Origin of the sequence: Nocardioides sp. Soil796 (genome assembly GCF_001429525.1) — a bacterium.
Classification (GTDB): Bacteria; Actinomycetota; Actinomycetes; order Propionibacteriales; family Nocardioidaceae; genus Nocardioides.
The window spans coordinates 1-12,518 of record NZ_LMSQ01000013.1 but is presented as its reverse complement, the minus strand read 5'-3'; the positions used below and the strand labels follow the sequence as shown (position 1 = coordinate 12,518).

At 69.3% G+C, this 12,518-nt stretch carries 17 protein-coding genes and 2 tRNA genes; 7 read left to right on the top strand and 12 right to left on the bottom strand.

The annotated features are described in order from the left end of the window. Positions 1 to 168 precede the first annotated feature (168 nt). Positions 169 to 244: transfer RNA gene (locus tag ASH02_RS05370), tRNA-Lys, on the bottom strand. A gap of 217 nt (positions 245 to 461) precedes the next feature. Between ASH02_RS05370 and ASH02_RS05365 the strand changes: the two genes are divergently transcribed. Next, complete coding sequence (locus tag ASH02_RS05365) at positions 462 to 1,136, top strand: Pr6Pr family membrane protein (RefSeq protein WP_057294411.1); 675 nt, start codon at positions 462 to 464, stop codon at positions 1,134 to 1,136. Here the strand turns inward: ASH02_RS05365 and ASH02_RS05360 are convergent. Genes ASH02_RS05360 through ASH02_RS05335 form a run of 6 tightly spaced genes read right to left on the bottom strand, consistent with a single transcriptional unit; the run spans position 1,127 to position 4,174 of the window. Further along, a complete protein-coding gene (locus tag ASH02_RS05360; protein WP_056679029.1) occupies positions 1,127 to 1,426 on the bottom strand; it encodes a GroES family chaperonin in 300 nt (99 codons plus the stop codon). The two genes, ASH02_RS05365 and ASH02_RS05360, sit on opposite strands and share 10 nt — an antisense overlap. Before the next feature lie 27 nt (positions 1,427 to 1,453). Continuing rightward, positions 1,454 to 1,702, bottom strand: coding sequence for a DUF3618 domain-containing protein (locus ASH02_RS05355; RefSeq protein ID WP_235530192.1), 249 nt, complete (start codon positions 1,700 to 1,702; stop codon positions 1,454 to 1,456). Between the two features lie 49 nt (positions 1,703 to 1,751). Then, complete coding sequence (locus ASH02_RS05350) at positions 1,752 to 2,507, bottom strand: energy-coupling factor ABC transporter ATP-binding protein (RefSeq protein WP_056675495.1); 756 nt, start codon at positions 2,505 to 2,507, stop codon at positions 1,752 to 1,754. Then, positions 2,507 to 3,172 carry a cobalt ECF transporter T component CbiQ gene (cbiQ, locus tag ASH02_RS05345; RefSeq protein ID WP_056675492.1) on the bottom strand — a complete coding sequence of 222 codons (666 nt, stop codon included), beginning with the start codon at positions 3,170 to 3,172 and terminating at the stop codon, positions 2,507 to 2,509. The genes ASH02_RS05350 and cbiQ overlap by 1 nt, the downstream gene beginning before the upstream one ends. A gap of 4 nt (positions 3,173 to 3,176) precedes the next feature. Further along, positions 3,177 to 3,491 (bottom strand): PDGLE domain-containing protein, encoded by a 315-nt coding sequence (locus tag ASH02_RS26605; RefSeq protein ID WP_056675488.1) that lies wholly within the window; start codon positions 3,489 to 3,491, stop codon positions 3,177 to 3,179. Further along, on the bottom strand, positions 3,488 to 4,174 hold the full coding sequence (locus ASH02_RS05335) for an energy-coupling factor ABC transporter permease (protein WP_056675485.1): 687 nt from the start codon (positions 4,172 to 4,174) through the stop codon (positions 3,488 to 3,490). The genes ASH02_RS26605 and ASH02_RS05335 overlap by 4 nt, the downstream gene beginning before the upstream one ends. 67 nt (positions 4,175 to 4,241) lie before the next feature. Between ASH02_RS05335 and bcp the strand changes: the two genes are divergently transcribed. The 4 genes from bcp (at position 4,242) to ASH02_RS05315 (ending at position 6,423) form a co-directional block, all read left to right on the top strand. Continuing rightward, positions 4,242 to 4,715 (top strand): thioredoxin-dependent thiol peroxidase, encoded by a 474-nt coding sequence (gene bcp, locus ASH02_RS05330; protein WP_056675482.1) that lies wholly within the window; start codon positions 4,242 to 4,244, stop codon positions 4,713 to 4,715. 37 nt (positions 4,716 to 4,752) lie between these two features. Further along, a tRNA-Leu gene (locus ASH02_RS05325) sits at positions 4,753 to 4,837 on the top strand. Positions 4,838 to 4,859: 22 nt separating this feature from the next. Continuing rightward, complete coding sequence (locus ASH02_RS05320) at positions 4,860 to 5,495, top strand: hypothetical protein (protein ID WP_056675480.1); 636 nt, start codon at positions 4,860 to 4,862, stop codon at positions 5,493 to 5,495. Between the two features lie 40 nt (positions 5,496 to 5,535). Continuing rightward, positions 5,536 to 6,423, top strand: a complete 888-nt coding sequence (locus ASH02_RS05315) for a bile acid:sodium symporter family protein (RefSeq protein ID WP_056675476.1) — start codon at positions 5,536 to 5,538, stop codon at positions 6,421 to 6,423. Here the strand turns inward: ASH02_RS05315 and rdgB are convergent. The 5 genes from rdgB to ASH02_RS05290 form a co-directional block, all read right to left on the bottom strand. Continuing rightward, positions 6,398 to 7,018 (bottom strand): RdgB/HAM1 family non-canonical purine NTP pyrophosphatase, encoded by a 621-nt coding sequence (gene rdgB / locus ASH02_RS05310; protein ID WP_056675473.1) that lies wholly within the window; start codon positions 7,016 to 7,018, stop codon positions 6,398 to 6,400. The genes ASH02_RS05315 and rdgB overlap by 26 nt on opposite strands. Beyond that, on the bottom strand, positions 7,011 to 7,730 hold the full coding sequence (gene rph, locus ASH02_RS05305; protein WP_056675469.1) for a ribonuclease PH: 720 nt from the start codon (positions 7,728 to 7,730) through the stop codon (positions 7,011 to 7,013). Before rph ends, rdgB begins: the two co-directional genes overlap by 8 nt. After that, entirely contained in the window at positions 7,727 to 8,542 is an 816-nt protein-coding gene (locus ASH02_RS05300) for an SGNH/GDSL hydrolase family protein (RefSeq protein ID WP_056675466.1), read from the bottom strand. The genes rph and ASH02_RS05300 overlap by 4 nt, the downstream gene beginning before the upstream one ends. 155 nt (positions 8,543 to 8,697) lie before the next feature. Continuing rightward, positions 8,698 to 9,489: an ABC transporter permease gene (locus ASH02_RS05295; protein ID WP_056675462.1), complete on the bottom strand. Its 792-nt coding sequence runs from the start codon at positions 9,487 to 9,489 to the stop codon at positions 8,698 to 8,700. Then, the gene (locus ASH02_RS05290; protein ID WP_056675458.1) at positions 9,486 to 10,391 is read right to left on the bottom strand and encodes an ABC transporter ATP-binding protein; all 906 of its coding nucleotides are present in this window, start codon (positions 10,389 to 10,391) and stop codon (positions 9,486 to 9,488) included. The genes ASH02_RS05295 and ASH02_RS05290 overlap by 4 nt, the downstream gene beginning before the upstream one ends. Positions 10,392 to 10,521: 130 nt before the next feature. Between ASH02_RS05290 and ASH02_RS05285 the strand changes: the two genes are divergently transcribed. Further along, positions 10,522 to 11,682, top strand: a complete 1,161-nt coding sequence (locus ASH02_RS05285) for a sensor histidine kinase (protein WP_056675455.1) — start codon at positions 10,522 to 10,524, stop codon at positions 11,680 to 11,682. Then, entirely contained in the window at positions 11,679 to 12,329 is a 651-nt protein-coding gene (locus ASH02_RS05280; RefSeq protein ID WP_200950145.1) for a response regulator, read from the top strand. The genes ASH02_RS05285 and ASH02_RS05280 overlap by 4 nt, the downstream gene beginning before the upstream one ends. Positions 12,330 to 12,518 lie beyond the last annotated feature (189 nt).

Here is a 12,518-nt window from a genome sequence, read left to right as displayed (position 1 = left end):
GAGACATCAACTGTCACCGATGTCCAGATGCAGAATCGTCACCGATGTCCTGAGACATCACAGACAGCCGGCAAAAAGCGACCCGGATCGTGCACGTGCACGATCCGGGTCGCTCGACGTGCGACAAGAACGCAGAAGGCCGGATCCCGAGGGATCCGGCCTTCTGGCTGGTACGGCATCAGGGACTCGAACCCCGAACCCGCTGATTAAGAGTCAGCTGCTCTGCCAATTGAGCTAATGCCGCTTGCGCGAGAGAAACTTTAGCAGCCGGTGACCCCACAGAAAAATCGAGACGAGCCCGGTTCGGTGTGGGCTCCGGCACCCTCGTCGCCCGAGCCGCCGAGAGTCGCGATTCGTACCAACCCAGCGCGTCGAGTGGTACGAATCGCGACTCTCGCTGAGGGCGCGACGCGTGCCGGTAACTCGTGCGCGCGCCAGTCGCAGGCCCTAGGCTCAGGCTCATGGCAGCCACCTCGGATCGCTCCGCCAGCGCCTGGCACCTGCTGACCGCGGTCGTGACGACCGCGGCGCTCGTGCTCCAGCTCGTGCTGATCGTGCAGGGCAACGCGGTGCTCGACGAGACCGAGCAACCGGACCTCGGGACCCGCCTGATCCGGTTCGTCAGCTACCTGACGATCTGGAGCAACGCACTGGTCGCGTGGTCCTCGGCCACCCTCGTGAGGGACCCGTTCCGTGACGGCGGGCCCGCCTGGAGAGCGCTGCGACTGAATGCGGTCGTGCTCTGCCTCGGCGGCGGCATCGTGCACTTCTTCCTGCTCCGCCCGATCCTCGACCTCCACGGCGCCGACTGGCTGGCCGACAAGCTGCTGCACGTCGTGGTGCCCCTCCTGGCCACCATCGGCTGGCTGGCGTTCGGACCACGCGGCCGCATCGGGCGCCTCGTGCCGTTCCTGGTGCTGCCGGTGTTCTGGCTGGTCTACACGCTGGTGCGCGGACCGTTCGCGAACTGGTACCCCTATCCGTTCATCGACGTCGACGAGCACGGGTACGCCGTCGCACTGGCCAACTGCGCGGGTGTCACCGTGCTGATGCTGGCCCTCTTCGCGGGTGCTCTGTGGCTGGACCGGCGGCTACCGGTCAGGGCCGCCCAGGAGCGGGAGCCGGCTCAGAGGTAGAGGCCGGTCGACTCGTCGGCCAGCCGGTCGGCGGCGACGGCGTGGACGTCGCGCTCACGCATCACGACGTACACCTCGCCGTTGACCTCGACCTCGGCCTTCTCCTCCGGGTCGAAGAGCACCCGGTCGCCGATCTCGACGGCACGGGCGTGCGGGCCGACTCCGACGACCTTCGACCACGCCAGTCGACGACCGCCCATCGCCGCGGTGGCGGGGATGACGATGCCGCCGGAGGAACGTCGTTCGCCGGCGTCCTTGTCGAGTTCGACCAGGATGCGGTCGTGCAGCATCTTGATCGGGGTCTTGTCACTCACGGGTCAGTTGACGACCTTGCGGATCACGCCGAACAGGACGATGACGCCGACCACGCCGCCGACGACCTTGAGGATGTTGTCGGTGCGCGGGGCGCCGGTGTTCACGTCGACGAAGTGCGCCTTCACCGAGGCCACCTCGCGGCTGACGATCGTCTTGGGGTGCGCACGGTAGGCGAGCTGGTCGATGGTCTTGGCAAGCCGCTCCCGCGTCTGCTCGATCTCGCTCTCGATCGAGCTGATCTCGTTCGCCACGATCAATCTCCTGGTTCGTCCGCCGAAAGGTTTGGGTGCAGCTGGTGCGTCAGTGGGGAACGTTACCAATGCTGCGCGGGTCGAAGCCGAACGGGAGTTCCAGTCGGTTCGCCGCCATCAGCGCGTCGTCGGTCAACACGTCGTACGTCGCACCGTCGGCGGCGACCACACCTCCGTGGAGCACGACCGAGCGCGAGCACAACTCGAGGGCATAGGGCAGGTCGTGGGTGACCATCAGCACCGTCACGTCGAGCGAGCGCAGGATGTCGGCGAGCTCGCGGCGCGAGGCCGGGTCGAGGTTGGACGACGGCTCGTCGAGCACGAGGATCTCGGGCTCCATCGCCAGCACGGTCGCCACCGCCACCCGCCGACGCTGGCCGAACGAGAGGTGGTGCGGCGGCCGGTCGACGAACTCGGCCATCCCGACCCGCTCGAGCGCCTCCATCACCACGGCGTCGAGGGCGGCGCCCTTGATGCCCTGGTTGGCCGGGCCGAACGCGACGTCCTGGCGCACCGTCGGCATGAACAGCTGGTCGTCGGGGTCCTGGAAGACGATGCCGACGCGTCGCCGGATCTCCTTGAGGTTCTTCTGCTCGACCGGCATGCCGCTGACCGCCACCGATCCGGCGCCGGCAGTCAGGATGCCGTTGAGGTGGAGCACCAGCGTGGTCTTGCCGGCACCGTTGGGGCCGAGCAGGGCGACCCGCTCGCCGCGGTGCACGTGCAGGTCGACGCCGAACAGCGCCTGGTGGCCGTCGGGATAGGCGAACGCGAGGCCGCGTACGTCGAGCACGGGGGTGGCCATCAGGGCATCCGTCCGTCGTAGCCGCGCGACAGCATCGCGAGGTGGACACGCTCACCGCGCTCGTAGGAGCGGATGAACAACGCCCCGAGGGTGCGGGCCAGCATCGGCCAGTGCCGCGGTGAGCGCGGGTCGCAGCCACGGGATCGCATGCCGGTGACCATACGGCGCAGCTCGTCGGTGACCACGTCGAGGTAGCGGATCATGAAGCTCATGATCGAGACGATCTGGTCGGGCATCCGCAGCGTGCGCAGGCCGCGGAGCAGGTCGACCGGCTCGGTGGTGGCGGCCAGGGTCAGTGAGGCGACCACGCCGAGGGTGGCCTTGGCCAGGAAGCCGCCGGCCGCGACGAGGCCCGGCTCGGAGACGCTGACGCCGAGCACGTCGATGCGCGGACCGGTGGCGATGAACGGCATCAGCACCGCGAAGAACACGAACGGCACCTCGACCACCATGCGTCGTGCGATGTAGAGCAGCGGCACCCGCGAGGTCAGGATCACCGTCACCAGGACGAGCGCGTAGCCACCGAAGGCGGCGTACCAGTGGTGCGGCGTGGCCACGACGGTGAGCATGAAGGCCAGCAGCGCGACGAGCTTCCAGTGCGCGGGCGCGCGGTGGATCGGGCTGTGGCCGTGGAAGAAGAGCCGGTGCCCGTGCCCGGCACCCATCGCGTCAGGCCTCGTCGCCGGTGCGGTCGCCGGAGCGGCGGCGTACGACGAGGAAGAGTCCGCCGGCCAGGACGAGCACAGTCAGCGTGCCGACCACGCCGGCCAGCCCGCCACTGAGTCGCGCGTTGTCGACGCCCTTGACGCCGTAGTCGGCGAAGGGGCTGTCGGAGGTGGCGGAGTCCTTGGCGGAGTCGCCGAACCCGGTCTTGGCCGCGACGTATTCGAGCCCGTCGGGGTGGGAGCTGGCGTAGTAGCTGCCCACACCCGCCACCAGCAGGGAGACGAGGAGGAACACGGCGAAGAACTTGCGGGACTTCATGCGACTGCCTTACGGATCTCGAGCTCACGGTCGGCGAGGAGGTGGCGGGCGCCGTACACCAGGTCGGGCCTGGACGCGACGACGGAGCCGACCACGAGGGCGGTGATGACGGCCTCGCCGATGCCGATCACGACGTGCCAGCCGACCATCGCGACCAGCACCTTGCCCGAGTCGACCGGTGCGGTGCCGCCGATGACGAACAGGGCGGTGAAGGCCAGGGCCGCGGTTGGCACACTGACCAGGGCCGCGACGGCGGCGGCGGGCGCGACCATCGACCTGCGTTTGGGCAGCACGGAGAGGACGCCGCGGAAGACCAGCCAGCCGGCGACGACGCCGACGATGCCCATCAGCGTGATGTTGGTGCCGAGTGCGGTCACGCCACCGTCGGCCATCAGCAGGGCCTGCACGAGGAGTACGACGCTCAGGCACAGCACGGCCGTGAACGGGCCGGCCAGCACCGCGGCGAGCACGCCGCCGAGGAGGTGTCCGCTGGTGCCTCCGGCGACCGGGAAGTTGATCATCTGGGCCGCGAACACGAACGTGGCGACCAGACCGGCGAGCGGGGCGGTACGGTCATCGAGTTCCTTGCGCGCCCCCCGCAGGGCGACGGCCACACCGGCCGCGGCCACGACACCGGTCGCGATCGACGTGGGAGCGTCGAGGAATCCATCAGGTACGTGCATACTGCGCAGCCTACGTTATTGCACATGGTGTGCAACAACTGTCCGAACGGTCAGGAGGACCCCTACCTTGAGCGAGCAGCGCCTCTCCCCCGGAGACCCCGCACCCGACTTCACCCTCACGTCCGACACCGGCGACCAGGTCTCCCTGGCCGACCTGCGCGGCCGCAAGGTGATCGTCTACTTCTACCCGGCCGCGATGACGCCGGGCTGCACCAAGCAAGCCTGCGACTTCACCGACTCGCTCGACTCCCTCAAGGCGGCGGGCTACGAGGTGCTCGGCATCTCGCCCGACAAGCCGGAGAAGCTCGCGAAGTTCCGCGAGCGCGATGGGCTGACCATCACCCTGCTCTCCGACCCCGACAAGTCGGTGCTGTCGGCGTACGCCGCATTCGGTGAGAAGAAGCTCTACGGCAAGGTCGTGCAGGGCGTGATCCGCTCGACCTTCGTGATCGACGAGGGCGGCAACGTCGAGGTGGCGCAGTACAACGTCAAGGCCACCGGCCACGTGGCGAAGCTGCGTCGCGACCTCGCCCTCGACTGAGTTCTCGCGCACCCACGGTCCTAGACTCTCGGGGCCGGCCGGAGTGGTGGAATTGGCAGACACGCAGGTTTTAGGTACCTGTGCCCTAGGGCGTGGGGGTTCAAGTCCCCCCTCCGGCACCAGCAAGACTTCCCAGGAGATGCAGTGAGCAGAGACCCCTACGCGCGGCCGGGCTGGCTGCGCTTCGGGGTGATCGGGCCAGTGCTCGCACTGCTGGTGGTGATCGGGCTCCTGGTCGCCAACCTGACCGAGGACTCCTCGGACTCCCCTGACGAGATCAGTCAGTCGACCTCTCCGACCGTCACCCCTGAGCGGCCTGCCGATGCTGAGATCATCGAGGGACGTGGCTACAGCTATGCGCTGCCCGACGAGTGGACCGACCAGACCGAGGCCCTGCGCACCGAGGGGGGATTGCCCACCACGGACACCGGCGCTGTCTGGGGAGATGACCTGGACGATCTGTTGGCCAACGTGATCGTGCAGTTGGGCGACACCACCGATGAGACCGACCTCGAGTCGCTCCGCTCCACGTGGGAGGCCGGCCTCGCCTCGGGCAACCACGCCCGGACCGAGGTCCCGGCCACGAGCATCGGCGGGTACGACGCGATCGGCGTACGCCTCGAAGAGTCCAACGCACGCGGCAAGCGCGTGGCCTCGACGGCGTACCTCGTCGTCGTCGACGAGCAGACCTACACGATCGTGCTGAGCACGCCGCCGAGCTACGAGGACGACGCCCTCGCTGCCTTCACGACGATCCTGGACAGCTGGGCCTGGGCCTGATTCCGGTCCGCCCGGTCTGCTTTGTCCCTATAGTCCGGGCATGGACTCCGCGCTGACCACGATCGGCCTGCCCCTCGCCCTCGGCATCATCATGTTCGGGCTCGGCCTCGACCTGACCATTGCGGACTTCAAGCGGATCGGCCGCAACCCCAAGGCGGTGGCGATCGCGCTGGCCTGCCAGCTGCTGCTCCTGCCGGCCGTGTGCTTCGGGCTCGTGCTCGCCTTCGACCTGCCGGCCCTGCTCGCCATCGGCATGCTGCTGCTGGCCGCCTCCCCCGGTGGTACGACGGCCAACCTGTTCAGCCACCTGTTCCGCGGAGACGTGGCGCTGAACATCTCGCTGACGGCGATCAACTCGATCATCTCGATCGTCACCCTGCCGTTGATCACCAACCTCGCGATCGACCACTACGACAAGGGCGACAGCATCTCGATGCCGATCGGCGAGGTCGTGCAGGTGTTCGCGATCGTGCTGATCCCGGTCGGCATCGGCATGCTGGTGCGCGCGAAGAAGTCGTCGTTCGCGGCGAGCATGGACAAACCGGTGCGGGTCGCCTCCGCGATCATCCTCGCCGCACTGGTGCTCGCCATCCTCGTCGACCAGCGCGACAACGTGGTCGACTACCTCGGCGACGTCGGGCTGGTGGCCGCACTGTTCTGCGCGATCAGTCTGCTCACCGGCTACTTCGTGCCCCGGGCCTTCGGCGTCGTCGAACGCCAGGCGATCGCCTCGTCGATGGAGATCGGGGTGCACAACGGCACCCTGGCGATCTTCGTCGCGGTCGAGATCCTCGAGAGCACGGAGGCGTCGGTGCCGGCCGCGGTCTACTCGATCGTGATGTTCGTCCTCGCGACGCTGTGGGGCCTCACGCTGGTGCGGCTGCTCCGTCGCGACGAGCCGGTCAGCGCCCCGACAGGACGCGGCTGACCAACGGTGCGATCTCGCGCAATGCCTTGCCCCGGTGGGAGATCGCGTCCTTCTCCTCGCGTGACAGCTCGGCGGTCGTGACGTCGTACCCGTCGGCGGTGAAGAGCACGTCGTAGCCGAAGCCGCCGGTCCCGCGCACCTCGCGCAGGATGTGGCCGTCCATGCGGCCGTGCACCACGTGCTGGTCGACCTTGCCGTCGCCGACCGGGTGGCACAGCGCCACCGCGCAGGTGAAGAAGGCCGTACGTCGAGCGTCCGGCACGTCCTCCAACTGCGCCAGCAGCAGCTCGTTGTTGCGCGCATCGGACTTCGGCGGGCCCGACCAACGCGCCGACAGCACGCCGGGCATGCCGTTCAACGCGTCGACGCAGAGCCCGGAGTCGTCGGCCAGGGACGGCAGTCCGGTGGCCTCGACCCCTGCCCGTGCCTTCAGGAGTGCGTTGCCCTCGAACGTCGGCTGGTCCTCGACCGGTTCGTCGTACGCCGGCACGTCGTCGAGGCCCAGCACACGGATGTCGGGGATCAGCGGCGCGAGGATGCGCTGCATCTCCTCCAGCTTCTTCGCGTTGCGCGAGGCGAGGAAGACCTCAGGCACGTTGCCGCTCCACCGCCAGCGCCTCGGTCTGCAGACGGGTGAGGTCGGCGCAGCCCTTCTCGCCGAGGCCGAGCAGCGCGTCGAGCTCGGCGCGGTTGAACGGGGCGCCCTCGGCGGTGCCCTGCACCTCGATGAAGGAGCCGGTGCCGGTCATCACGATGTTCATGTCGGTCTCGGCGCGCACGTCCTCCTCGTAGGGCAGGTCGAGCCGCGGCACGCCGTCGATGATGCCGACGCTGACCGCGGCGACAGAACCGGTCAGGGCACCGGTCACACCGAGGTGTGCGCAGGCGTCGGCCAGGGCGACGTACGCCCCGGTGATCGCGGCGGTGCGGGTGCCGCCGTCGGCCTGGAGCACGTCGCAGTCGAGCTGGATGGTGTTCTCACCGAGCGCCTTGTAGTCGATGACCGCGCGCAGCGACCGGCCGATCAGGCGGGAGATCTCGTGGGTGCGGCCGCCGATGCGGCCCTTGACCGACTCGCGGTCGGAACGCGTGTTCGTCGAGGCCGGGAGCATCGCGTATTCGGCGGTCACCCAGCCCAGGCCCGAGCCCTTGCGCCAGCGCGGCACGCCCTCGGAGGCGGAGGCGGCACACAGCACGCGGGTGCGGCCGAACTCGACCAGCACCGATCCGGCCGGGTGGTCCAGCCAGTCACGGGTGATCTTGATGGGGCGGAGTTCGTCGTCGGCACGGCCGTCAGCTCGGGTCATGGGTCGAGCGTAACGAGGCCGGGCCCGGCCACCGGCACGGCGGGTGCGGCAGGCCGTTGCGTGCGCGGCTCGACCAGCGCCCTCCGCACCGCCCACGGCCCGAGGTCGCGGGCCCGTCGACCGATCCAGGGCGCGCCCTCGGTGACCATCCAGGCAAGGTCGGAGCGCCAGTTCGGGAGGAACAGTCCGTCGCTCGTCGCGGACGGCAGCTCGAAATCGAGTCCGCGCTCGAGCAGTCCGGCACCGAACGCGCGGGCCAGTGCACGGTGGCCCAGCTCCGAGGGGTGCAGCCGGTCGACCGACCAGAAGACGCGTTCGTGGGTCTGCGGGAGGGCAGCCAGGTCGACCCGCACCCCGTCGTACGTCTCGTGGATCTCGTCGTAGATCGCGTTGACCGCCTCGATCCGTCGCCACAGCGCGCGGCGCAGCACGCCGGGCAGCCCGAAGATCGCACCGTGGTCGTGGAATCGCGCGGTCAGCAGCAGCGCGCCCGAGCCGTGCAGGGCGTCGGCGCACTCGAAGAGCTCGGCCCGCATCCGCGGCGGGTGCCACGTGGAGCGCATGGTGTCGTTGATGCCGACCACCAGGGAGGCGACGTCGGGTTGGTGGGCCAGTGCGGCTCGCAGCTGCCCGTCGCGTACGTCGGTGGCGGTCGCGCCCGAGACGGCGAGGTTGCAGAACGAGATGTCGTGCCCGGAGTCCATGGCGGTGGCCAGCAGGCGGGCCCAGCCACGCCAGCCGTCCGGCACCGGGTCACCGATGCCGTGAGTCGTCGAGTCACCCAGCGCCGCGAACCGCACGTAGGACCGCATGCCTCCAGCGTGGGGTCCCCCGGTACGACGAACCGGCGTCGCCGCGTCACGTCCGGCAACACTGCATGAACAGCCTGCCCACCGGTTCACCGAAATGACCGGAACCGGTCTCCCCCCGTTTCGGGAGACCGGCTCCGGTCAGGTCGAGGTGGCGCCTACTTGATCTCGGCGCGCAGGATGCGCCAGACGCCGATCGCCAGCGGCAGGGCGATCCAGAGAAGCACTCCGGTGCCGATCTGCGCCCACTCCTCGCCGGAGAGGCCGTCCGGCTCGAAGAGCCGCGTCGAGGAGGTCGACAGGTCGAACCAGAGCAGCTTCTCCTGGGCGGAGGTCCAGATCGCGGTCACGATGCTGACCACCATCGGCACCGCGAAGTAGGACACGATCGCGAATGCGCTGTTGAGCAGTGCGGCACCGAAGGCGTAGCCCCAGACCGCGCCGATCACGAGAGCCAGGATCGAGCGCGAGAGCCAGCCGACGGAGACACCGTCCCAGCCGTCCGGGGCCCCGCTGATCGGGGTCAGCACCGTGGCGATCAGCACTGCCACCGCGAAGGCAGCGAGCACGAACACGATCGCCGCAGCGAGCTTCGCGACCAGCACCCGGCCACGGTGCGGCACCAGGCTGAAGGTGACCAGGCCCGTGCGCTGGCCCCACTCCTGGGTGACCAGCAGCACTGCCAGCACGGGCAGCAGGATGCCCTGCGGCATGCCGGAGAACTGGAGGAAGTCGTTGAACGTGAGGTCGTCGGGTCCCCAGATCAGGAAGGCGGCGTTGATGATCACCGTCACGGCGGCGATCACGATCAGCAGCCACAGGCCGGCCTTGGTGTCGGTCATCTTGCGGATCTCGACGCCGACCAGACGCAGGAACGAGGGCCGGTGGCTGTCGGAGATGTCGATGTAGCCGGGGTCTCCGGCCTGGACGGGGGCGGTTGCCGTGCTCACTTCTGGCCTCCTTCGGTGTAGGTCTCGCGCTGGGTCTCGGCAGTGAGCTCGAGGAAGAGGTCTTCGAGGCCGCCGTCGGCAAGCTTCAGCTCGACGAGGGTGATCTGGTGCTCGGCCGCGACCTTGCCGACCTGCACGGGCTCGGCGTCGGTGCGGAAGCCGTCGGCGACCGGTGCCGCCTGGATGCCGTTGTCGGCAAGGGCCTTGACCAGCTGGTCGGCCTCGAGGGCACGGAAGAAGGTGCCGCTGTCGCGCAGCAGCTCCTCCGGCGTCCCCTGGGCGACGATCTCGCCCCGGCCGATCATCACCAGCTCGTCGGCGATCATCTGGACCTCGTGGAGCAGGTGGCTCGACAGGAGCACCGTGCCGCCACGGTCGGCGTACCCCTTGAGCAGACCGCGCATCCAGCGGATACCGGCCGGGTCGAGACCGTTGGCGGGTTCGTCGAGGATCAGCACCGACGGGTCACCCATCAGCGCGTTCGCGATGCCGAGCCGCTGCCGCATGCCGAGGGAGTAGTTCTTCACCCGGCGCTTGGCCTCGCTCTCGGTCAACGAGACCAGGTGGAGCATCTCGTCGACGCGCGAGGCGGGCAGGCCCATCGTCGCGGCGCTCAGCGCGAGCACCTCGCGGCCGGTGCGGCCGGCGTGCTGCGCCGAGGCGTCGAGAAGCACGCCGACATGGCGGCCCGGGTTGGGGATGTCCATGTAGTCGTGTCCGCCGATGGTGACCGAGCCGGCGTCGGCCTTGGTGAGGCCGACCATCATCCGCATGCTCGTGCTCTTGCCTGCGCCGTTCGGGCCCAGGAAGCCGGTGACGCGTCCGGGTTGGGACACGAAACTGATGTCGTTGACGGCGGTGAAGTCGCCGTACTTCTTGGTGAGGTTCTCGACCTTGATCATGACGACAAGTCAACCGGTCCCGGCCGCTGCGCACATCGGCCCACAGGATGCTTCCGACGCGACCAAAGTAGGGGGCGTCGCCGACGCGGGACGGATCCGCAGCGCACTCGTCTGGGCCTAGGGTTGACGAGTGCCTGCCTCCCCCGACCTCTACCAGCCGCCGCTGACCAAGTGGTCGTCGTTCTGGCGGTACGTCGGTGTGCTGGCGATCAGCGCCCTGGCCTGGAGCCCGTACCTCGCGTTCCAGTGGCGCGAGCAGCGGATCCTGTTCTGGGTAGACCTCGTCGTGGGCCTGGTCTCCTACCTGCTGCTGCACCTGCGGCGCAGGTATCCCCTGGCCATCGCCCTGATCACCAATGCGCTCGCCTCGGTCTCCGGCGTCGCGGGTGGGCCGGCCACCCTGGCCACCGTGTCCATGGCCACCCGCCGTCGACTGCGCGAGCTGGTGCCGGTAGGGGTCATTGGCCTGGCGGCCGCCCAGTTCTACTCGGTGTCGCAGCCGTCGTACGACGACGACCCGTACTGGCTCAACCTCACCGTCAACACCGTGTTCGTCGCCGCCACACTGGCGTGGGGCATGTTCATCGGCTCGCGTCGGGAGCTGCTGTGGACGCTGCGCGACCGCGCCGAACGGGCCGAGGACGAGCGCGACCTGCGTGTGGGCAAGGCGCGTGGCGACGAGCGTGCCCGCATCGCCCGCGAGATGCACGACGTGCTGGCCCACCGCATCTCCCAGGTCTCCATGCAGTCCGGTGCGCTGGCCTTCCGCACCGACCTCACCGCCGACGAGATGCGCGCCACCGCATCGGTCGTCCAGGAACAGGCCAACCAGGCGCTGATCGACCTGCGCGCCGTGCTCGGCGTGCTCCGCGACCCCGGCACCGGCGACCTGCTCGACCGTCCGCAACCGACGTACAACGACGTGGCCGAGCTGATCGAGGACGCCCGCGAGTCGGGCATGCACATCGAGTACGCCGCACACGTGGACGACGGCGACGTGCCGACCGCGGCGGGCCGCACCATCTACCGCATCGTCCAGGAAGGGCTGACCAACGCCCGCAAGCACGCACCGGGCACCACCGTGTTCGTCGACCTGGCCGGCACCCCCGACGAGGGCATCGACGTGCGCATCCGCAACCCGATCGGCTTCGGCACCAACGCATCGGCGCCCGGTGCGGGACTCGGCCTGGTCGGACTGACCGAACGCGCCGAGCTCGGCGGCGGACGGCTCACGTTCCGCAAGGACGGCTCGATGTTCCTGTTGCAGGCTTGGATACCGTGGTCCGCGTGATCCGGGTTCTCATCGTCGACGACGATCCGTTGGTGCGGTCCGCACTGACCCTGATGCTCGGCGGCCAGGCCGACATCGAGGTGATCGGCGAGGCCGAGAACGGCCGCCTCGGCGTCGCCATGGCCCGGCGCGAACGCCCCGACGTCGTGCTGATGGACATCCGCATGCCGGTGCTCAGCGGGCTCGAGGCGACCCGCGAGCTGCACGCCGACCCGTCGCCGCCGCGGGTGATCGTGCTGACCACGTTCGACGCCGACGACCACGTGGTCGGCGCCCTGGCCGCGGGCGCCGACGGCTTCGTGCTCAAGGACACCCCGCCACCGGAGATCGTCGCCGCGATCCGCAAGGTGGCCGACGGCGAGCCGATGCTCTCCCCCTCGGCCACGGCGACCCTGATCCGCCAGGTGCGGTCCGACGCCCCCGACGGTCGCGCCGAGGCAGCCCAGATCCGGGTGGCCACGCTGACCGACCGCGAACGTGAGGTGGCCGTGGCCGTCGGTCGCGGGCTCAGCAACGCCGACATCGCCGGCGAGCTCTACCTCTCGGTCCCGACCGTCAAGGCGCACGTCTCCCGGCTCTTCGACAAGCTGGGCGCGACCAACCGGGTGCAGATCGCGATCTGCGTGCACGACGCCGGCCTGGTCTGAGCCTCGGCCGTACGACGCGCAGCCAGGTCGCCTCGGCCGAGCGGCGAGCGGCGAGCGGCGAGCGGCGACCGCGCGGGCGACCACGATCGTGCAGGTGTTGCGTTGTGACACACCAATCGCCGAAAAGTGTTATGTCGCAGGACATCGGTGACGATTCTGTATCAGCACATCGGTGACAGTGCGTGGCTG